This is a genomic window from Pseudomonas parafulva (assembly GCF_002021815.1).
GTDB classification, from domain to species: Bacteria; Pseudomonadota; Gammaproteobacteria; order Pseudomonadales; family Pseudomonadaceae; genus Aquipseudomonas; species Aquipseudomonas parafulva_B.
The window spans coordinates 1,939,072-1,957,265 of record NZ_CP019952.1 but is presented as its reverse complement, the minus strand read 5'-3'; the positions used below and the strand labels follow the sequence as shown (position 1 = coordinate 1,957,265).

Sequence of the window (18,194 nt, the reverse complement as noted above, 5' to 3'; positions counted from 1 at the left end):
ACAGCAAAGCGAGGTGTGTGGAAGAGGTAAGGCGTAAGACCAATCGATACATGAGCAATTTCCGGAAAGTGCCGCTATTACAGCAGACCTTGGCCTGGATCGCGAACATGACGAGGACGAGCCGCAGAACTTTCCCTTCAAGCTGTTGCGAAATCCCTTACAGTGAAATACTGTACGTGCATACAGCAAAACAAGGAAATGCCTGTGTCTACCTCCTCGCCCTCACCTGCCAGCTACCAACAATTGGGCATGCGCATCCAGAAAATCATCAACAACCCCATTGCCCAGCGCAGCCGGGCGGCTTTGATCTTTCGCCTGGAACAGGAAACACCGGAGGACTGGGACACGTTGCTGGCCGAGATTGCCGAAAATGACAATGTCACCCTCGCCCACCGTGACGATGGCGGCGTACAGATTTTCTGGACTGTGCCCAAGGAAGACTGACCGCGCATGAGAGTTTCGCTTATTGCAGCTGCCTGCCTGCTGATGGCTCCGCCTGCCCATGCCGATGCGCCCCGCACGTTCCAGGAGGCCAAGAAGGTCGCCAGGCAACTCTACGCACCACAATCCACCGAGTTCTATTGCGGTTGCAAATACAACGGCAACAAAGTCGATATGGCTTCATGTGGGTATGCACCACGCAAGAATGCCCAACGCGCTTCACGCATCGAGTGGGAACACATCGTGCCGGCCTGGCAAATCGGCCATCTGCGCCAATGCTGGCAAAGCGGCGGTCGCAAGGCCTGCTCGCAGCACGACGAGGTATACAAACGCGCAGAAGCCGATCTGCACAACCTGGTGCCAAGCGTGGGAGAGGTCAACGGCGACCGCAGCAACTACAGCTTCGGCTGGCTGCCAGAGCAACGCGGGCAATACGGCAAGTGCCTTACCCAAGTGGACTTCAAGGCCAGGAAGGTCATGCCGCGGCCTTCGATCCGCGGCATGATTGCACGCACCTACTTCTATATGAGCAAGCAATACAACTTGCGCCTATCCAGGCAGGACCGCCAGCTATTCGAGGCGTGGAACAAGACGTATCCGCCGCAGCCCTGGGAATATCAACGCAACCAGCGGGTTGGGTGCCTGATGGGGCGCGGCAATGAGTTCGTAGGGCCGGTCGACCTCAAGGCGTGTAGCTGATCGACCGGCTACGAGCGCTTAGCGGGCTGCGCCGTGCTGGATGACCACTGAATCGGTACCAAGCTTGGCCATGACTTCATCGCGACGGGCCTGAGCCTGCTCCCGGGTTGGAAATGGCCCCAGCAGGACCACAGGCTTGCCGTCCCGGTACTCCACCGAAGACGGTATGCCCTTCTCGATCAGACGCGCGGTCATGTCGCTGAGTGCACCCATGTTGGCGCCCTGGATGACTTCGACGTCCCATCCCTCTGGCGCGGGCTCACCTTCGAGCGCCTGCGCGCGGCGCTGCAATTCGGCGCCCCCGCACAGCTCACGGATACGCAGGTTATTGCCATTGTCGTCGACAATGATTTCGTACTGACCGTCGCGTTTGATGGCCACGTAACTGCGGTAGGCCTGGTATTGGCCGGCATCGTCCTTGCCGCGCACCTGACCGCAGATCGTACCCTGGGTATCGATGCGCACGTTACCGAACTTGGCGGTCTTGGGGTTTTGCAGGTGTTCGGCCACACGCTTGTGCACGCCCTCCACCTCGTTGTCACACCCCGCCAGGGCCATTACTGCCATTACCACCGCCAGTTTGCGCACGCGTCTACCTCCAGGTTGGAAGAGGCGGATTCTACCACGCGAGGCCATGAACCGGACTGCGGCCAAAGGTTACACGCTGATTCAAGCAGACATGCAAAAAGGGCGACCATTTCTGATCGCCCTTTTTGGGATTTGGTAGGCACAATTGGACTCGAACCAACGACCCCCACCATGTCAAGGTGGTGCTCTAACCAACTGAGCTATGTGCCTGTCGTGTGGTGCGCATATTAGAGATCTACTAAGCACCTGTAAAGCTTTTTTTCGATATAAATCAGAAACTTTCGAACACGGCTCGGACGGGAGCCATGCCAAACTTTCTCACGCCAAACGCAAGAAGGGTGACCCTTTCGGATCACCCTTCTTTGATTTGGTAGGCACAATTGGACTCGAACCAACGACCCCCACCATGTCAAGGTGGTGCTCTAACCAACTGAGCTATGTGCCTGTCGTGGTGCGCATTCTACGTAATTACAAAAGCGTGTCAACAGTTTTTTTTGCGCTAACTCACTGAATTGCAAACTCTTTATAAAGAAGCGTCAGACGCAGGCGGTGTTCATGATTTTCAGCGGATGACTAGCGGGTGTTTATTATTATTGATAGCATCGCTACATTCGTTAAAAATATAAAACACGAGGTTCTGCAGCATGGCTAACACCCCCTACCCCCAGTCCTACTACGCCGCCTCGGCCAACCCGGTGCCGCCACGTCCGGCGCTGCAGGGTGAGGTGCAAACCGATGTCTGCATCATCGGCGCAGGCTACACCGGCTTGTCCAGCGCCCTGTTCCTTCTAGAAAACGGCTTTAAGGTCAGCGTCGTCGAAGCGGCCAAGGTTGGTTTCGGCGCCTCGGGCCGCAACGGTGGCCAGATCGTCAACAGCTACAGCCGCGACATCGATGTCATCGAGCGCACCGTGGGTGCCCACCAGGCGCAGCTGCTGGGCGAAATGGCCTTCGAGGGCGGGCGCATCATCCGCGAGCGGGTGGCCAAGTACAACATCCAGTGCGACCTCAAGGATGGTGGCGTTTTTGCTGCACTGACCAGCAAACAGATGGGTCACCTGGAATCGCAAAAGCGCCTATGGGAACGTTTCGGCCACAACCAGCTGGAGCTCATGGATCGACAGCGCATCCGCGAAGTGGTGGCCTGCGACAACTATATCGGCGGCATGCTCGACATGAGCGGCGGTCATATCCATCCGCTCAACCTGGCCCTCGGCGAAGCTGCTGCCGTCGAATCGCTGGGTGGCACCATCTATGAGCAAACCCCGGCCGTGCGCATTGAGCGTGGCGCCAACCCGGTCGTGCATACCCCACAGGGCAAAGTGCGCGCCAAGTTCATCATCGTGGCGGGCAACGCCTACCTGGGCAACTTGGTCCCAGAGCTTGCCGCCAAGTCCATGCCCTGCGGTACGCAGGTCATCACGACCGAACCCTTGGGCGATGAACTGGCGCGTACCTTGCTGCCGCAGGACTACTGCGTCGAAGACTGCAACTACCTGCTCGACTACTATCGCCTGACCAGTGACAAGCGCCTGATCTTTGGTGGCGGCGTAGTATATGGGGCACGGGACCCGGCCAACATCGAGGCGATCATCCGTCCGAAGATGCTCAAGGCCTTCCCGCAGCTGAAGAACGTCAAGATCGATTACGCCTGGACCGGCAACTTCCTGCTGACGTTGTCGCGCCTGCCACAAGTAGGCCGGATCGGTGACAACATCTATTACTCCCAGGGGTGTTCGGGCCACGGGGTCACCTATACCCACCTGGCAGGCAAAGTCCTGGCCGAGGCGATGCGTGGCCAGGCGGAGCGGTTCGATGCCTTTGCCGGGCTGCCGCACTACCCGTTCCCGGGCGGTCAGATGCTGCGCGTGCCTTTCAGTGCCTTGGGCGCTTGGTACTACAGTCTGCGTGACCGCCTGGGCTTCTGAGCTAAGGCATGGCAGCCCGTAAAGGGCTGCCACTTGGCGTGATGCTGTTCAGTCGATATCGCTGGGCCGTAGCCGCTCCGGCGCCCCGTCAAGGCCGCTCTTACAGTGACCGCGTGACGCTTGATGCGAGCGGTCTCACTTGATGCTGTCCAGGGCCTGCCTGGCCGCTAATTCCTGACCCGCACGCGCCAGTTCGTCAGCGGCCTGCAGCCAGCGCTGACGATCGACGTTCGCCGGCAACTGCCCCGGCGGCTGCACCAGAATTGCCCAGCGCCCCTCCTTCGCCCAGGCAGAGGCGAAATCGTCGAATGCCATCACCAGGCGGCGTTGCATGCCTGCACGCATCAGCACGCGCTGTTTGTACCGGTCATACCCTATCAAGACCGCATACCTGGGTTCGCTCCACCATGCCGAACCGTCCTGATAGCGAACCAGCACCGGGTTTCCAGCGGCAACCTGCGTCAACAAGGCATCGAGCCGCTTGTCCAAGGGGTACACCACCCTCCCGTAGTTCCGCGCAACGCGCGCAATGCTGGTATCGAGGCTGTCGAGGCCCATGGGCAGGTTCAGCGGCTGATCGAGCAACCCTGGCGTGATGGGCGCACCTTGCTGCGACAGGACCGCGGCCAATGCCATGGCTGCGCTGTGGTTGGCGTTACCGCGGTAGAACGGAACGCTGCTGAGCTCCACCCGCTGGGGCAGGCCCTGGAGGGCGGTAGAGGGTGTCCCGGCACAACCTGCCAAGGTGACACCCAACCAACACGCCAGGATGAGCTGACGAACGGCCTTGGTCGGCGACGACGAGGTGAAAGTGGGCATGGGGTACTCGCTTGCTCAAACGCAGGGCAGGCAGCGCCCTGCTGTGTTCGCGATGATAGGTCCCACAACAGCGGCGGTACAGTCCGACAGGGCATGTTGGCGAATCAGCTCGGCGCCGCAGGCGTTATTCGATGGAACGTACCGACGCAGGGGCTACACTAATCAAGTGTCTGGAAGGCAATCGCTGGCGTATCAAGCGCTCGCCGTAGAGATGGAGGCACGAATGAATATGACCTTGGCAATCATCATGTTGGTGTGCATGTGGCTCAGCGTTGCGGTGGCCATGCTCTGGGGCGTACTGCGCATCGCACGGCGGCACGCTCAACCCGTTGCGCAAACACAGCCACGCCCTCAACCCGCCCCTGCACGGCGTGCTCCACGCGCAGCAGCGGCGCACTGACCCCACCCGAAACATGCAGCGAATGGGGCGCCATGCGCCCCGCCTGCTGTCATCCTTGCTTGGCCTCACGCTTGAGGCGTGCCCGACGTGCCAGAATATTCAGAATCTCGATAGCGGTCGAGAATGCCATGGCCGCATACACATAGCCCTTGGGCACGTGGGCGCCGAACCCCTCGGCGATCAGTGTCATGCCGATCATGATCAGGAAACCTAGCGCCAGCATGACAACGGTAGGGTTGTCGTTGATGAAGTTGGCCAACGGATCGGCCGCCACCATCATCACGATCACGGCAGTAATCACGGCGATGATCATGATCGGCAAATGTTCGGTCATGCCTACGGCAGTGATAATGCTGTCTACCGAGAACACGATATCGAGCAACAGAATCTGGAAAATCGCTGCGGCAAAGCCCAAGGTGACGGTAGAAGAAGCCTTGGACTCTTCCTTGGCACCGTGTGGGTCGACGTTCTCGTGAATTTCCTTGGTGGCCTTCCACAGCAAGAACAGGCCGCCGGCAATCAGGATCACATCCTTCCAGGAGAAGGCGTTGCCAAACACCTCGAACACAGGGTCGGTCAGTTGCACGATCCAGGCAACGGTGCTCAGCAGTGCCAGACGCATCACCAGTGCCATGCTGATACCGATGCGACGTGCCTTGGAGCGATACGCAACGGGCAACTTGTTGGTCAGGATGGAGATGAAGATAAGGTTGTCGATACCCAGTACTACTTCCATGGCCACCAGCGTGGCAAGCGCCACCCAGGCTGTGGGGCTAGCGGCAAGTTCCAGCAAATATTCCATTGTTCACATCCTGTCACGCGGGTTAGGGATCAAATGTCCTGGGTTTTGGAGGCAGGGTCATCTTGCTCGGGCTCTTGCTTCTCGGGCCCCAGCGCGTCGCTCAGGGCCTGCTGGGCAGCCTGATTGGTTTGCTCGATAACCTGCTGAGCCGACTTCGCTGCCTGGTCCAGCACCTGCTGCGCAGACTTCTCAGCCTGATCACAGCCGGCCAGTACTATCAGCGTCATGCCCATGACCAGCGCAGTACCCATTGATTTGAAATACAGCATAGGCGCCTCCGGAATGATGTGCGCAGGCTCGTATCAGCCTGAATGATGTGGATTCTAGTCGGCGCAACACTTCTGTAAAATTCGTATTTTCAAGCGATATACTTCGGTTTTTTCGAATTGGCCTTTGCGCTCATGCTTAACTATCGCCAGCTTCACTACTTCTGGGTGGTAGCCCGAACCGGCAGCATCGTTCGCGCCAGCGAGCAATTGAACTTGACGCCACAGACCATCAGCGGGCAGATCACGCTGTTGGAACAGGCTTATGGCGTCGAGTTGTTCCAGCGGGTTGGTCGGCAATTGGAATTGACTGAAACCGGACGCCAGGCGCTCACGTACGCCGAGCAGATGTTCCAGCTAGGGGGAGAGCTTGAAGCCATGCTGCGTGCCGGCCCCCAGGAGCAGATTCTGTTCCGGGTCGGGGTGGCTGACGTGGTGCCCAAATCCATTGTCTATCGATTATTGGCACCGACCATGGAGCTTGAGAATGTGCTGCGCATCAACTGCCGTGAAGACAAGCTGGAGCGCCTCCTGGCCGACCTTGCCATTCAGCGACTGGACCTGGTCATTTCAGACAGCCCGATGCCGCCGCACCTGGACATCAAAGGCTATAGCCAGAAACTGGGAGAATGTGGCCTGAGCTTTTTCGCAACCCCAACATTGGCCCACCGGCATGACGGCCTGTTCCCGGAGTGCTTGCACGATGCACCGCTGCTCATACCCGGGCAGGAAACCGTACTGCGCAGCCGCCTTCTGCGCTGGCTTGGTGAGCAACATATCCAACCGCGTATCGTCGGCGAGTTCGACGACAGCGCCTTGATGCAGGCGTTCGGGCAGTCTGGCAGTGGCATCTTCGTGGCGCCCAGCGTAATTGCCGAAGAAGTGTGTCGCCAATATGGCGTACAACTGATCGGACAAACCGAGGCCGTGAACGAGTCCTTCTACGCTATTTCAGTCGAGCGCAAGGTCAAGCATCCTGGCATCGTTGCCATCACTGAAGGGGCACGACGCGAACTGTTCAACTGGTAGCGTTTCCTGACAACGGCCAGCAAGTGCCTGACCAAGGTCTATGGTAAAGTCCAGCCCTTTTCAGATTTCGGGACCTCGCTGCGCATGACACCGCTCCTTCGCCTTCTCAACCGCACCGGCCTGGTGACGCAAATCGTGATCGGTCTGGTGGCAGGTATCGCCCTTGCCCTGATCGCGCCAGCCGTCGCCCGCGACCTGGGCTTTTTCGGTACGGTGTTCGTCAGTGCCTTGAAGGCGGTGGCACCCGTGCTGGTATTCATCCTGGTCATGGCATCGATTGCCAATCATCGACACGGACAGGAAACCCACATCCGTCCCATCTTGTGGCTGTACTTGCTCGGCACGTTCGCCTCGGCTGTCGTGGCGGTGGTTGCCAGCATGATGTTTCCTTCGCACCTGGTACTGAACGCAGCCGACGCCACCCTAAGTGCACCGGGCGGCATCAACGAGGTGTTGAAGAACCTGCTGCTCAGTGCGGTCGACAACCCGATCAACGCGCTGCTCAACGCTAATTTCATCGGTGTGCTGACTTGGGCGATCGGCCTGGGCATCGCATTGCGCCACGCCGGTGACACCACCCGCAAGGTGGTCGACGACCTGTCCAATGGCGTTACGCTGATCGTGCGCATTGTCATTCGCTTTGCGCCACTGGGCATCTTCGGCCTGGTCACCTCCACCTTGGCTCAGTCCGGGCTGAAAGCGATGCTGGGGTACCTGCACCTGCTGGCGGTACTGATCGGGTGCATGCTGTTCGTCGCTCTGGTCATGAACCCGCTGATCGTGTTCTGGAAAACCCGTCGCAATCCCTACCCGCTCACCCTGCTGTGTCTACGCGAAAGCGGTATTACTGCATTTTTCACCCGCAGTTCGGCAGCCAATATTCCTGTGAACATGGCGTTGTCCGAACGGCTTGGGCTGCATGAGGATACTTATTCGGTATCCATTCCGCTGGGGGCCACGATCAACATGGCCGGCGCTGCAATCACCATTACCGTATTGACGCTGGCGGCGGTGCACACTTTGGGCATTCCCTTGGATCTCCCCACGGCCGTGTTGCTCAGTGTGGTAGCGGCGGTCTGTGCTTGCGGTGCGTCAGGCGTGGCCGGCGGTTCCTTGCTGCTCATCCCGCTGGCCTGCAGCCTGTTCGGTATTCCCAGTGAAATCGCCATGCAGGTCGTGGCGGTGGGGTTCATCATCGGCGTGCTGCAGGATTCCGCCGAAACCGCACTCAACTCCTCCACCGACGTGCTGTTCACTGCAGCCGCTTGCCAGGCCGAGGAGCGCCGCAGCGCCTGATTCAGCCGGGCCGTCTTGCGGCCCTCCCCTCATTTACCTACGCTAATGGCCTTTTCCCAGCAATGAGACAGGGCCATGTCCGAGCAAGACACCACCACTGAAGGTCGCTTGAACAGCGTCGAGATTCGCGTGCTCGGCTCGCTGATCGAAAAACAGGCCACCAGCCCGGAAAGCTACCCACTCACCCTCAACGCCCTGCTCCTGGCCTGTAACCAAAAGACCAGCCGCGAACCGGTGATGAACCTTACCCAGGGCCAAGTAGGCCAGGCGCTGCGCAGCCTCGAAGCACAACAGATGGCACGCCTGCAGATGGGCAGCCGCGCCGATCGCTGGGAACACCGGGTGGACAAGGCGCTGGAATTGGTGCCTGCACAGCTGGTGCTGATGGGGCTGATGTTCCTGCGTGGCCCGCAGACCCTCAGCGAGTTGCTAGCCCGCAGCAACCGCCTGCACGACTTCGACGATACTGACCAGGTCCGCCACCAGCTCGAGCGCCTGGTATCACGTAACTTGGCCGTGCACCTGCCGCGTCAGGCCGGTCAGCGGGAAGACCGTTACACGCATGGGTTGGGTGACCCGGCGGAAATAGAAACCATTCTGGCCGCAAGGCAGCAGGAAGGTCCAACACGCAGCGGTACCGGCGCGGCCGCGCAGGATCGAATCGAAGCACTGGAAGCGCGTATCGCTGCATTGGAAGCTCGCCTGGACGCACTTGGCGGCTAGGCTTCAACGGTCTGATTTGGGGAAGTTGCGGCAGCTCTTGCGCTCGGCCATTTCACGATCGCTTGGGCGCTGATCGACGAATACGGTGCGGCCGTTACTGTAGATCTCAAGGTAGCCCCAGTGCAGGTCTTGTTCAGTCTGCCCAGGCTTTGGCGGCACTAGCCACCAGGGTTCGCGGCTGATCAGGGTCATGGCGTGGCTCCTGGAGGGTCTGCATGTAAGCATAGACACCCTCATGCCACGGGGGTTTAGCCAGGCCCATGACAAAACCCCCGCATGCGCTGCGCCGTAGAGCACGGCCAGTGCATGCGAGGGTTGCGGCTCTGCCCAAATGTCGCTTATGCAGGGGCCGTGGTGCGGATCAGGTGGTCGAAGGCGGCCAGAGACGCCTTCGCCCCTTCGCCTACAGCGATCACGATCTGTTTGTAGGGCACCGTCGTTACGTCACCTGCAGCGAACACACCCGCAATACTGGTCTGCCCCTTGGCATCGACGATGATTTCGCCGCGTGCCGACAGTTCAACGGTGCCTTTGAGCCAATCGGTGTTCGGCAACAGACCGATCTGAACGAAAATCCCCTCCAACGCCAGCTCCTGTTCGATGTCGCTGGTCCGGTCCTTATAACGCAGGCCAGTTACTTTTTCGCCATTGCCGATCACTTCGGTGGTCAGTGCCTGGGTGATGACCGTCACGTTAGGCAAGCTGTGCAACTTGCGTTGCAGCACCGCATCGGCACGCAGCTGGCTATCGAATTCAATCAACGTCACCTGCGCCACGATACCTGCCAAATCGATCGCCGCTTCCACGCCGGAGTTACCGCCACCAATCACCGCCACGCGCTTGCCCTTGAACAATGGGCCATCGCAGTGCGGGCAGTAGGCCACGCCGCGGCCACGGTATTGCTGTTCACCCGGTACATTCATCTCGCGCCAGCGAGCGCCGGTGGCCAGGATGACGGTCTTGGCCTTGAGCGAAGCCCCGCTCGCCATGCGCACTTCATGCAGGCCGCCGTCGGTAGCCGGAATCAGTGCTTCACCGCGCTGCAGGTTCATGATGTCCACCTCGTACTGCTTGACGTGTTCTTCAAGCGCGGTGGCCAGTTTCGGGCCTTCGGTTTCATGCACGGACACAAAGTTCTCGATGGCCATGGTGTCGAGCACCTGCCCACCGAACCGTTCGGCGGCCACGCCGGTGCGGATACCCTTGCGCGCTGCATAGATGGCGGCAGAAGCACCTGCCGGGCCACCGCCCACGACCAGTACATCGAACGCCTGCTTGGCATTGAGTTTCTCGGCCTGACGCGCGCCGGCGTTGGTGTCAATCTTGCCAAGAATTTCCTCAAGACCCATGCGCCCCTGGCCGAACACCTCACCGTTGAGGTACACGCTGGGCACGGCCATGATCTGGCGGGCATCGACTTCAGCCTGGAACAGTGCACCGTCGATGGCCACGTGGCGTACGTTGGGGTTGAGCACCGCCATCAGGTTCAATGCCTGAACCACATCCGGGCAGTTCTGGCAGGACAGCGAGAAGTAGGTCTCGAAGCTGAACTCCCCTTCCAGCGCCTGGATCTGCTCGATCACTTCCAGGCTGGCCTTGGAGGGGTGGCCGCCCACTTGCAGCAGCGCCAGTACCAGGGACGTGAACTCGTGGCCCATGGGAATGCCGGCGAAACGCAGGCTGATGTCGCCGTTGGGGCGATTGAGCGAGAACGAAGGGCGGCGGGCGTCGTCGCCATCGGCTCGCAGGGTGATGAGGCTGGACAAGCCGGCGATTTCCACCAGCAGGTCGTGTAATTCGCGGGACTTCGCACCGTCGTCGAGGGAAGCAACGATCTCGATCGGCTGGGTGACCCGCTCCAGGTAGGTTTTCAGTTGCGATTTAAGCGTGGCGTCCAACATACGGGCGATTTCCTTTTTCAAAACTCGGATACAAAAACGCCCAGGCGAAGTCGCCCGGGCGTTTGACGGGGCGGTAAGTGGTTCAGCTGTGGCGGCTGCTTACCGCCCGCGTATGGCACATGACTGGCTGCTCATCCCGCAAGGCCTGCGCGGCGCTGCCGCTGCACAGGCGCTTATCGGGCGAGAATCAGATCTTGCCGACCAGGTCCAGCGACGGCGCCAGAGTAGCCTCGCCTTCTTTCCACTTGGCTGGGCAGACTTCGCCTGGGTGCGCGGCGACGTACTGGGCAGCCTTGACCTTGCGCAGCAACTCGGTAGCGTCACGACCTACACCACCGTCGTTCAGCTCGACGATCTTGATCTGGCCTTCGGGGTTGATCACGAAGGTACCGCGGTCAGCCAGGCCGGCTTCTTCGATCAGTACGTCGAAGTTGCGGGCGATCACATGGGTCGGGTCGCCAATCAGTGGGTACTGGATCTTGCCGATGGTGTCCGAGGTGTCGTGCCACGCTTTGTGGGTGAAGTGGGTGTCAGTGGAAACACCGTAGATCTCAACGCCCAGTTTCTGGAACTCGGCGTAGTTGTCAGCAAGGTCACCCAGCTCGGTCGGGCATACGAAAGTGAAGTCGGCTGGATAGAAGAACACGACAGACCATTTGCCTTTCAGGTCGGCTTCGCTGACCGGGACGAACTCGCCCTTGTGGTAGGCAGTGGCGTTGAACGGTTTGACCTGGCTGTTGATGATAGGCATGAGAGACGCTCCTTCATGGGTTGAAATCAGTTGACGGAGAGAATCCTAACCGCATGGACCGATAAAGGCTCATTGGCAAACCTGATGCTTATGATTGGCTTTGGCTATGAGCCAGACCGGTCAAGGGCTGCCTAGCCCGGTGTTGCCCAAGCGGGCGGCAACCCATGGATGCGGCGGCGTGGGGGCTGCGGCTCGTTAACCGCCACCCCGCAACCAGGCCGCACGTTGCGTGCGGCCTGGGTTGAGTCAGCGAGTCACCGTGCGCATGGTCACGAATTCTTCCGCTGCCGTGGGGTGCACGCCGATGGTTTCATCGAACTGTTGCTTGGTCGCGCCCGCTTTGAGCGCGATGCCCAGGCCCTGGATGATCTCGCCTGCATCCGGCCCGACCATGTGGCAACCGAGCACCTTGTCGGTCTTGGCATCCACCACCAGCTTCATCAGGGTCTTTTCCTGGATGTCGGTGAGGGTCAGCTTCATGGCGCGGAAGCGGCTTTCGAAGATCTTGACCTCATAGCCCTGCTCGACAGCCTGTTCTTCGGTGAGCCCTACCGTGCCGATAGGCGGCTGACTGAACACTGCCGTGGGGATATTCTGGTAGTCCACGGGGCGGTACTGCTCCGGCTTGAACAAACGCCTGGCCACGCCCATACCTTCAGCCAGTGCCACAGGCGTCAGTTGCACGCGGCCGATCACATCACCAATGGCCAGGATCGAGGGCGCCGTGGTCTGGTATTGATCGTCTACTCGCACATACCCCTTGTCATCCAGTTCGACGCCGGTGTTTTCCAAGCCAAGGTTGTCCAGCATCGGACGCCGGCCGGTGGCGTAGAAGATGCAGTCGGCAACCAGTTCCCGCCCGTCCTTGAGCGTCGCCTTGAGGCTGCCATCCTCGAGTTTGTCGATGCGCTGGATGTCAGCATTGAACTGCAAGTCGAGCCCGCGTTTTTCGAGCTCTTCCTTGAGGTGGGTACGCACCGAACCATCGAAGCCGCGCAGGAACAGATCGCCGCGATACAGCAACGTGGTCGCGGCGCCCAGCCCCTGGAAGATCCCGGCGAATTCCACCGCGATGTAGCCGCCGCCCACCACCAGCACCCGCCGCGGCAGGTCCTTGAGGTAGAACGCTTCGTTGGAGGTGATCGCCAATTCCTTGCCAGGGATGTCCGGCACCTGGGGCCAGCCGCCGGTGGCGATCAGGATGTGCTCGGCGCTGTAGCGCTGACCTTCGACCTCGACTTCGTTGGGCCCGGTCATGCGCGCATGGCCTTGAATCAGGGTTACGCCGCTGTTGACCAGCAGGTTGCGGTAGATGCCATTAAGCCGTTCGATTTCACGGTTCTTGTTGGCGATCAGCGTACCCCAGTCGAAGTGCCCTTCTTCCAAGGTCCAGCCGTATCCAGCCGCTTGCTCCAGTTCGTCGGCCACATGGGCGCCGTACACTAGCAGCTTTTTAGGCACACACCCCACGTTGACACAGGTGCCGCCCAGGTAGCGGCTCTCGGCAACCGCTACCTTCGCGCCAAAACCGGCAGCGAACCGTGCGGCGCGCACGCCACCGGAGCCGGCGCCAATCACGAACAGATCAAAATCGTAGGCCACTTTTCGTTCTCCAAAAAAAAGCTGCAAGCTTCAAGCGGCAGACTGCACAACGGGCAGCGTGGCTTGTCACTTGCAGCTTGGTACCGGCAGTTTCAAGCTTCAAGCATCAGGCGGCAAGAAAAAACGCGCCTGGCTTGCAGCAGGGGCTCAGTAGGCCTTGCCGGTCTTGTAGTAGTTCTCGAAGCAGAAGTTGGTCGCGTCGATGTAGCCTTCGGCGCCACCGCAGTCGAAACGCTGGCCTTTGAACTTGTACGCGATTACGCAGCCATTCTGGGCCTGTTGCAGCAAGGCGTCGGTGATCTGGATTTCGCCGCCCTTGCCGGGTTCGGTATTGGCGATGATGTCGAAGATATCCGGGGTCAGGATGTAACGGCCGATGATCGCCAAGTTGGACGGGGCATCTTCAGGTTTTGGTTTCTCTACCATGTTGGTCACACGGAAGATGTCGTCACGGATCATGTCGCCGGCAATGACACCGTACTTGTTGGTTTCCTGCGGATCGACTTCCTGAATGGCGACGATCGAGCAACGGAACTGGTTGTACAGCTTCACCATTTGGGTCAGCACGCCGTCGCCTTCAGGGTTGACACACAGGTCGTCCGCCAGCACTACGGCGAAGGGCTCGTCGCCGATCAGCGGACGGCCGGTGAGGATAGCATGGCCCAGGCCTTTCATCTCGGTCTGACGGGTGTAGGAGAACGAGCACTCGTCCAGGAGGCGACGAATGCCTACCAGATATTTCTCCTTGTCGGTGCCCTTGATCTGGTTTTCCAGCTCGTAGCTGATGTCGAAGTGATCTTCCAGCGCGCGCTTACCGCGACCGGTAACGATGGAGATCTCGCTCAATCCTGCATCCAATGCTTCCTCAACGCCGTACTGGATCAACGGCTTGTTGACCACTGGCAGCATTTCCTTCGGCATGGCTTTGGTGGCGGGCAGGAAGCGAGTGCCATAGCCGGCTGCCGGGAACAAGCATTTCTTGATCATAAACGTCCTTAACAAAGGCTAGGCCTGGGGGTTACGGCGCAGTCTAATCAGGCGGCGGTCACCTTACAATGCCCCGCCTGTGGCCGATCGTTGGGAACATAGAGGCAACCGCTCACGGATAGTTCAAAGGGTCGCCCAATATTCCTGACCGGTACGTCACCCCTCCAGGCCCTTGCCCGGTCATCAGTGACCGGTGCCCTGCCCGATCAACACCCCCTCGACCTTCTGGCCATAGAGGTTGACCCCGTCATTGGCATGGAACTTCAGGCGCGTTTTCTCGATGGAGCCCTCCACCAGCCGTGGGTCCTGGGGCCGCTCGTGCCGGTTTATCCAGGCCGCCACATCCCAGGCCTGCTGGTCGCTGAGCGAACCCGGTCGACCCAGTGGCATGTTGTACTTGATGAATGACGCCGCCGTGTTGATCCGGTGCATGCCCGCCCCCCAGTTGTAGGCGTCCCTGCCCCAGAGCGGCGGCATCACATACTCGCCCGCCACCTTCTGCCCTTCGCCCTGCTTGCCGTGGCAGATCGCACATTGTTCGAGATACACCTTCTGCCCACGCGTGAAGTCATAGCCACCCGCTGGCGGCGCCACTTCCGGATAACCTCGCCCGGCCAACTCGACCCCGGTCGGCGCCTTGGTAGAAAGCCAGTAGGAATAAACCGACAGCGCAGTCATCTGCGGACTGTCAGCCGCCGGCGGCTTGCCGTTCATGCTGAACTGAAAACAGCCTTGGATTCGCTCGGCATAGGTGTTGACCTTGTCGTTTTTCTTGCGGTAAGCCGGGTACATCGGATAGGCGCCCCACAGGGGGGCCGAGTGCGCCATGCGCCCTTGATCTAGGTGGCAGTTACTGCAGTTCATGCCGTTTCCAACCGCTTCAGGCATCAGTCGCCGGGTATCGACGAACAGGGCGTGCCCCTCGCGCACCATCTTGCCAAACGCATTGTCCGGCAACTCGCCCTCGGCCGGCGGCACGAAGCGCGGCTGCGCCTGTGCATCCGGCACCTTGAGCTGGGACTGGTCCTCCATGGTCACGGGGTTGGCGTGAGCGCTGCCTGCGGCCAGCAGCAGGGCTGTAAGCAAGGGCTTCATGGCTTGGCCTCCAGGTTGGCGGGACGGGCGAAAAACTCGGCAACGGCCGTGATCTCGTCAGGGGTCATGGCCTTGGCCACGCCGACCATCAGCTGGTTGGGATCGTTACTGCGCGTTCCATCCCGCCAGGCGTTGAGTTGTGCCACCAGGTAAGCTGCAGGCTGACCAGACAACGGAGGGAAGTGCTCGCCCACCCCGCCACCGCCAGGGCCGTGACACTGGATACATCCGGGGATATGCCGCTCCCAGTCGCCATAAAGCGCAAGCCGCAGCGTTGGATCATCGGCAATTTGCTGACGGCGCAGGTCACCGGTTGGCGGTGCCGGCAAGCTGGCCAGATAGGCGCTCACCGCCGTGATCTCGTCCTCGGACAACGCCTTTGCCACGGGCGCCATTACTGCCTGCTGTCGAGTATCCTTGCGCCAGTCATGCAATTGCTTGCTCAAGTACGAGGCCGGCAGGCCAGCGAGCCTGGGGAAGCCTGCTGCGCCGATGCCGTTGCCATCGGCACCGTGGCACCCGATGCAGGCCAGGGCAGCGGGGTCTGCGCCCCCTTGGGTAAAGACTTTCTGGCCATCTGCAGCGTGGGCCGATGCCCAGGCCAGGGACATCAGGCCACCGATCACCATGACGCTGAACGGTTTCATCACGAACCTCCTTTTCTATTGTTATATGCTTAGGCCCAAAACATATAAGCAAAAGGAGGATGGTCACTTGCGCTGGGTCAATCCCCGGAAATACAAGCCGTCGCGGCTTTGCGCACATCACCCGGGCGCAATGGGAAGTTGCTCAGACGCTCATGCAACTTGATGCTGCTGCCATTGTTGCTACGCTGGCTGATATCCAGGAGCGCGCCTGGGCCCTCGCCTGGCGAGAACTTCTGCGGCACGATCAGACGCAATCCATCGCCGCGTTTCTCTTCCGTCAACGGGCCACGCGAGTCGGCCAGGCGGGCCTTCACGCAGTCGGCATATTCACGTGGCGTCTTGCCTGACATCACATCCATCGTCTCATGGGACTGTTCAAGGTCAGACACACTGGCGCACCCGGCCAGGGTCAGCATCCACGCCGCCAACATCCACTTCATCTGCTGCACCTCTGTCATCACGAACCCCGTTCGACCGTGATCTGGCTCTTTTGCTCCCTGGACTGGCAGATTTATCTGCGCCCGATCAGCCGCCCGGCGCGCTTACCGCGCATCGTGGTATCGTGCGCGTTTGCAAAACCAGACTTTGCGGAGCCACACATGAAATTCGTACACCAGCGCGAGCACCTCAACGAGGACGATATCGTCGTCATCGAGTGTTCCCAGCGCTGCAACATCCGTCTGATGAACGACGCCAACTTTCGCAGCTTCAAGAATGGCGGTCGTCACACTTATCACGGCGGCCACTTCGACAAGTTCCCCGCCAAGATCACCGTGCCCAGCACCGGTTTCTGGAACATCACCATCGATACCGTGACGACCCGTCCGATCTCGGTCACGCGCAAGCCCAGCCTCACGCACAAGATCAAGATCATCCGCCGTTCCTCGTCGCAACTCAGGTAAGGCCAGCCATGACCCAGACCATCAAGTACGTCATCAAATACAAGCTCGAAGGCCAGCGCCGCTGGGATTTCGCCCTCATGTCAGACGACTCTCCGGAACAGGCCCTGCAAGCCCTGCGCAAGATCCATGGTGAAGATGTCGACAAGGTCAGCGACATCCAGGTCAGCAAGGCACTCTAATCGCCCAGTCCCCATTCACCGCGCTTGAAGGAGCTTCGCATGAGTCAGTGGCCCGATCGCCGTATTCTCGATTTGCTGGGTATCGAACGGCCCATCCTTCAAGCGCCGATGGCTGGGGCATCGGGCACGGCGATGGCCATTGCGGTAAGCCAGGCTGGTGGTCTGGGCGCCCTGCCTTGCGCCATGCTCACTCACCAGCAGGTACGCGAGCACATCGCGGCCTTTCGAGCTGCCAGCCCTGGCCGCGCCCTGAACCTGAACTTCTTCTGCCATCAGGTACCGGCTTGCGATGCCGACGCCCTGACCGCGTGGAAGCAGACGCTTGAACCCTACTATCGAGCACTGGGGGCTGATTTCGAAGCACCTGCGCCGGCGTCTAATCGCGCCCCTTTCGACGAACAGAGCTGCCAGCTGGTTGAGGAACTGCGCCCTGAAGTGGTGAGTTTCCACTTCGGCCTGCCTCAGGCTGACCTGCTACGCAGGGTCAAAGCCAGCGGGGCCCGGGTACTGTCCAGTGCCACCACTGTCGAAGAGGCGCGCTGGCTACAGGACCGTGGCTGCGATGCGATCATCGCCATGGGCTATGAGGCTGGCGGGCATCGCGGCATGTTCCTCAGTGAAGACATCACCACCCAAATCGGTACGCTTGCGCTGGTGCCGCAAGTGGCCGATGCCGTTGATGTACCGGTGATCGCGGCCGGTGGTATTGCCGATCACCGTGGTCTGCTGGCCGCATTGGCACTGGGCGCTTCTGCGGTGCAGATCGGCACTGCTTACCTGTTCTGCCCTGAGGCAAACGTGTCGTCGTTTCACCGGCAGGCGCTGGACAGTGCACCGGCCAGCGACACGGCCCTGACCAACTTGTTCACTGGTCGCCCGGCCCGCGGCATCAATAATCGCCTGATGCGCGATCTGGGCCCCATGAGCGCGCAGGCACCGCGGTTTCCACTGGCAGGTGGCGCGTTGATGCCGTTGCGGGCGATCACTGAGGCCCAAGGCGACAGTGACTTCAGCAACCTTTGGGCAGGCCAGGCACTGCGCCTTGGCCGGTACATGTCCGCTGCAGACCTGACCCGTGACATTGCAGACAAAGCATTGGCTCGACTAAGCCGCTAATCGGACCGCTCGAAACTTGCTCC

The 18,194-nt window shown here is 60.2% G+C and carries 21 protein-coding genes, 2 tRNA genes and 1 pseudogene; 10 read left to right on the top strand and 14 right to left on the bottom strand.

The annotated features are described in order from the left end of the window. Window positions 1–198 precede the first annotated feature (198 nt). Both B2J77_RS08720 and B2J77_RS08715 read left to right on the top strand, forming a co-directional pair. Entirely contained in the window at window positions 199–444 is a 246-nt protein-coding gene (locus tag B2J77_RS08720; RefSeq protein WP_058603354.1) for a DUF1654 domain-containing protein, read from the top strand. Between the two features lie 6 nt (window positions 445–450). Then, a complete protein-coding gene (locus B2J77_RS08715; RefSeq protein WP_078478391.1) occupies window positions 451–1,140 on the top strand; it encodes an endonuclease in 690 nt (229 codons plus the stop codon). An 18-nt stretch (window positions 1,141–1,158) separates the two neighbouring features. Here the strand turns inward: B2J77_RS08715 and B2J77_RS08710 are convergent, their stop codons facing one another. From B2J77_RS08710 to B2J77_RS08700, 3 genes are all read right to left on the bottom strand, one after another. Further along, a complete protein-coding gene (locus B2J77_RS08710; protein WP_078478390.1) occupies window positions 1,159–1,728 on the bottom strand; it encodes an SPOR domain-containing protein in 570 nt (189 codons plus the stop codon). A gap of 133 nt (window positions 1,729–1,861) precedes the next feature. Next, window positions 1,862–1,938: transfer RNA gene (locus B2J77_RS08705), tRNA-Val, on the bottom strand. A gap of 158 nt (window positions 1,939–2,096) precedes the next feature. Then, a tRNA-Val gene (locus B2J77_RS08700) sits at window positions 2,097–2,173 on the bottom strand. A 199-nt stretch (window positions 2,174–2,372) separates the two neighbouring features. Between B2J77_RS08700 and B2J77_RS08695 the strand changes: the two genes are divergently transcribed. Beyond that, window positions 2,373–3,656, top strand: a complete 1,284-nt coding sequence (locus B2J77_RS08695; protein ID WP_078478389.1) for an NAD(P)/FAD-dependent oxidoreductase — start codon at window positions 2,373–2,375, stop codon at window positions 3,654–3,656. 135 nt (window positions 3,657–3,791) lie between these two features. Here B2J77_RS08695 and B2J77_RS08690 read toward each other — a convergent pair. Next, a pseudogene (locus B2J77_RS08690) lies at window positions 3,792–4,494 on the bottom strand (peptidase C39 family protein). Window positions 4,495–4,698: 204 nt separating this feature from the next. Here B2J77_RS08690 and B2J77_RS21470 point away from each other — a divergent pair. Next, window positions 4,699–4,875 (top strand): hypothetical protein, encoded by a 177-nt coding sequence (locus tag B2J77_RS21470; protein WP_178091250.1) that lies wholly within the window; start codon window positions 4,699–4,701, stop codon window positions 4,873–4,875. 49 nt (window positions 4,876–4,924) lie between these two features. Here B2J77_RS21470 and B2J77_RS08685 read toward each other — a convergent pair whose 3' ends face one another. Both B2J77_RS08685 and B2J77_RS08680 read right to left on the bottom strand, forming a co-directional pair. Next, on the bottom strand, window positions 4,925–5,677 hold the full coding sequence (locus B2J77_RS08685; protein WP_027916097.1) for a TerC family protein: 753 nt from the start codon (window positions 5,675–5,677) through the stop codon (window positions 4,925–4,927). 29 nt (window positions 5,678–5,706) lie between these two features. Continuing rightward, window positions 5,707–5,946: a hypothetical protein gene (locus B2J77_RS08680; RefSeq protein ID WP_058637795.1), complete on the bottom strand. Its 240-nt coding sequence runs from the start codon at window positions 5,944–5,946 to the stop codon at window positions 5,707–5,709. Between the two features lie 132 nt (window positions 5,947–6,078). On the opposite strand from B2J77_RS08680, the gene nhaR reads away from it, so the two are divergent. The 3 genes from nhaR (at window position 6,079) to B2J77_RS08665 (ending at window position 8,991) form a co-directional block, all read left to right on the top strand. Then, window positions 6,079–6,972 carry a transcriptional activator NhaR gene (nhaR, locus tag B2J77_RS08675; RefSeq protein WP_058637796.1) on the top strand — a complete coding sequence of 298 codons (894 nt, stop codon included), beginning with the start codon at window positions 6,079–6,081 and terminating at the stop codon, window positions 6,970–6,972. Window positions 6,973–7,056: 84 nt separating this feature from the next. After that, the gene (sstT, locus tag B2J77_RS08670; protein WP_058637797.1) at window positions 7,057–8,268 is read left to right on the top strand and encodes a serine/threonine transporter SstT; all 1,212 of its coding nucleotides are present in this window, start codon (window positions 7,057–7,059) and stop codon (window positions 8,266–8,268) included. A 75-nt stretch (window positions 8,269–8,343) separates the two neighbouring features. Continuing rightward, a complete protein-coding gene (locus tag B2J77_RS08665) occupies window positions 8,344–8,991 on the top strand; it encodes a YceH family protein (protein ID WP_058603363.1) in 648 nt (215 codons plus the stop codon). A 3-nt stretch (window positions 8,992–8,994) separates the two neighbouring features. On the opposite strand, the gene B2J77_RS08660 is transcribed toward B2J77_RS08665, so the two are convergent. The 8 genes from B2J77_RS08660 to B2J77_RS08625 form a co-directional block, all read right to left on the bottom strand. Beyond that, the gene (locus B2J77_RS08660) at window positions 8,995–9,183 is read right to left on the bottom strand and encodes a hypothetical protein (RefSeq protein WP_058637798.1); all 189 of its coding nucleotides are present in this window, start codon (window positions 9,181–9,183) and stop codon (window positions 8,995–8,997) included. A 146-nt stretch (window positions 9,184–9,329) separates the two neighbouring features. Then, complete coding sequence (gene ahpF, locus B2J77_RS08655; protein ID WP_058637799.1) at window positions 9,330–10,892, bottom strand: alkyl hydroperoxide reductase subunit F; 1,563 nt, start codon at window positions 10,890–10,892, stop codon at window positions 9,330–9,332. Between the two features lie 187 nt (window positions 10,893–11,079). Next, a complete protein-coding gene (gene ahpC, locus B2J77_RS08650; protein ID WP_028686434.1) occupies window positions 11,080–11,643 on the bottom strand; it encodes an alkyl hydroperoxide reductase subunit C in 564 nt (187 codons plus the stop codon). Window positions 11,644–11,889: 246 nt separating this feature from the next. Next, a complete protein-coding gene (gene gorA, locus B2J77_RS08645) occupies window positions 11,890–13,245 on the bottom strand; it encodes a glutathione-disulfide reductase (protein WP_058637800.1) in 1,356 nt (451 codons plus the stop codon). Between the two features lie 147 nt (window positions 13,246–13,392). After that, window positions 13,393–14,232, bottom strand: coding sequence for a UTP--glucose-1-phosphate uridylyltransferase GalU (gene galU, locus B2J77_RS08640; RefSeq protein ID WP_058603367.1), 840 nt, complete (start codon window positions 14,230–14,232; stop codon window positions 13,393–13,395). 183 nt (window positions 14,233–14,415) lie between these two features. Further along, entirely contained in the window at window positions 14,416–15,327 is a 912-nt protein-coding gene (locus tag B2J77_RS08635) for a c-type cytochrome (RefSeq protein WP_078478388.1), read from the bottom strand. Further along, complete coding sequence (locus tag B2J77_RS08630) at window positions 15,324–15,974, bottom strand: c-type cytochrome (protein ID WP_058637802.1); 651 nt, start codon at window positions 15,972–15,974, stop codon at window positions 15,324–15,326. Before B2J77_RS08630 ends, B2J77_RS08635 begins: the two co-directional genes overlap by 4 nt. A gap of 77 nt (window positions 15,975–16,051) precedes the next feature. Then, window positions 16,052–16,414: a hypothetical protein gene (locus B2J77_RS08625; RefSeq protein WP_058637940.1), complete on the bottom strand. Its 363-nt coding sequence runs from the start codon at window positions 16,412–16,414 to the stop codon at window positions 16,052–16,054. 159 nt (window positions 16,415–16,573) lie between these two features. On the opposite strand from B2J77_RS08625, the gene B2J77_RS08620 reads away from it, so the two are divergent. The 3 genes from B2J77_RS08620 to B2J77_RS08615 are packed head-to-tail and all read left to right on the top strand — an operon-like array spanning window position 16,574 to window position 18,171. Beyond that, window positions 16,574–16,876, top strand: a complete 303-nt coding sequence (locus B2J77_RS08620; protein WP_027916110.1) for a DUF1883 domain-containing protein — start codon at window positions 16,574–16,576, stop codon at window positions 16,874–16,876. A gap of 8 nt (window positions 16,877–16,884) precedes the next feature. Then, on the top strand, window positions 16,885–17,055 hold the full coding sequence (locus tag B2J77_RS21465; protein WP_167339645.1) for a hypothetical protein: 171 nt from the start codon (window positions 16,885–16,887) through the stop codon (window positions 17,053–17,055). 39 nt (window positions 17,056–17,094) lie between these two features. Next, window positions 17,095–18,171 carry an NAD(P)H-dependent flavin oxidoreductase gene (locus tag B2J77_RS08615; protein WP_058637803.1) on the top strand — a complete coding sequence of 359 codons (1,077 nt, stop codon included), beginning with the start codon at window positions 17,095–17,097 and terminating at the stop codon, window positions 18,169–18,171. The last annotated feature ends 23 nt before the right edge of the window (window positions 18,172–18,194 follow it).

Coding starts and splice junctions, on each gene's coding strand:
- B2J77_RS08720 (WP_058603354.1), top strand. CDS start 199: ATGCCTGTGTCTACCTCCTCGCCCTCACCTGCCAGCTACCAACAATTG.
- B2J77_RS08715 (WP_078478391.1), top strand. CDS start 451: ATGAGAGTTTCGCTTATTGCAGCTGCCTGCCTGCTGATGGCTCCGCCT.
- B2J77_RS08695 (WP_078478389.1), top strand. CDS start 2,373: ATGGCTAACACCCCCTACCCCCAGTCCTACTACGCCGCCTCGGCCAAC.
- B2J77_RS21470 (WP_178091250.1), top strand. CDS start 4,699: ATGAATATGACCTTGGCAATCATCATGTTGGTGTGCATGTGGCTCAGC.
- B2J77_RS08685 (WP_027916097.1), bottom strand. CDS start 5,677: ATGGAATATTTGCTGGAACTTGCCGCTAGCCCCACAGCCTGGGTGGCG.
- B2J77_RS08680 (WP_058637795.1), bottom strand. CDS start 5,946: ATGCTGTATTTCAAATCAATGGGTACTGCGCTGGTCATGGGCATGACG.
- nhaR (WP_058637796.1), top strand. CDS start 6,079: ATGCTTAACTATCGCCAGCTTCACTACTTCTGGGTGGTAGCCCGAACC.
- sstT (WP_058637797.1), top strand. CDS start 7,057: ATGACACCGCTCCTTCGCCTTCTCAACCGCACCGGCCTGGTGACGCAA.
- B2J77_RS08665 (WP_058603363.1), top strand. CDS start 8,344: ATGTCCGAGCAAGACACCACCACTGAAGGTCGCTTGAACAGCGTCGAG.
- B2J77_RS08660 (WP_058637798.1), bottom strand. CDS start 9,183: ATGACCCTGATCAGCCGCGAACCCTGGTGGCTAGTGCCGCCAAAGCCT.
- ahpF (WP_058637799.1), bottom strand. CDS start 10,892: ATGTTGGACGCCACGCTTAAATCGCAACTGAAAACCTACCTGGAGCGG.
- ahpC (WP_028686434.1), bottom strand. CDS start 11,643: ATGCCTATCATCAACAGCCAGGTCAAACCGTTCAACGCCACTGCCTAC.
- galU (WP_058603367.1), bottom strand. CDS start 14,232: ATGATCAAGAAATGCTTGTTCCCGGCAGCCGGCTATGGCACTCGCTTC.
- B2J77_RS08635 (WP_078478388.1), bottom strand. CDS start 15,327: ATGAAGCCCTTGCTTACAGCCCTGCTGCTGGCCGCAGGCAGCGCTCAC.
- B2J77_RS08630 (WP_058637802.1), bottom strand. CDS start 15,974: ATGAAACCGTTCAGCGTCATGGTGATCGGTGGCCTGATGTCCCTGGCC.
- B2J77_RS08625 (WP_058637940.1), bottom strand. CDS start 16,414: ATGAAGTGGATGTTGGCGGCGTGGATGCTGACCCTGGCCGGGTGCGCC.
- B2J77_RS08620 (WP_027916110.1), top strand. CDS start 16,574: ATGAAATTCGTACACCAGCGCGAGCACCTCAACGAGGACGATATCGTC.
- B2J77_RS21465 (WP_167339645.1), top strand. CDS start 16,885: ATGACCCAGACCATCAAGTACGTCATCAAATACAAGCTCGAAGGCCAG.
- B2J77_RS08615 (WP_058637803.1), top strand. CDS start 17,095: ATGAGTCAGTGGCCCGATCGCCGTATTCTCGATTTGCTGGGTATCGAA.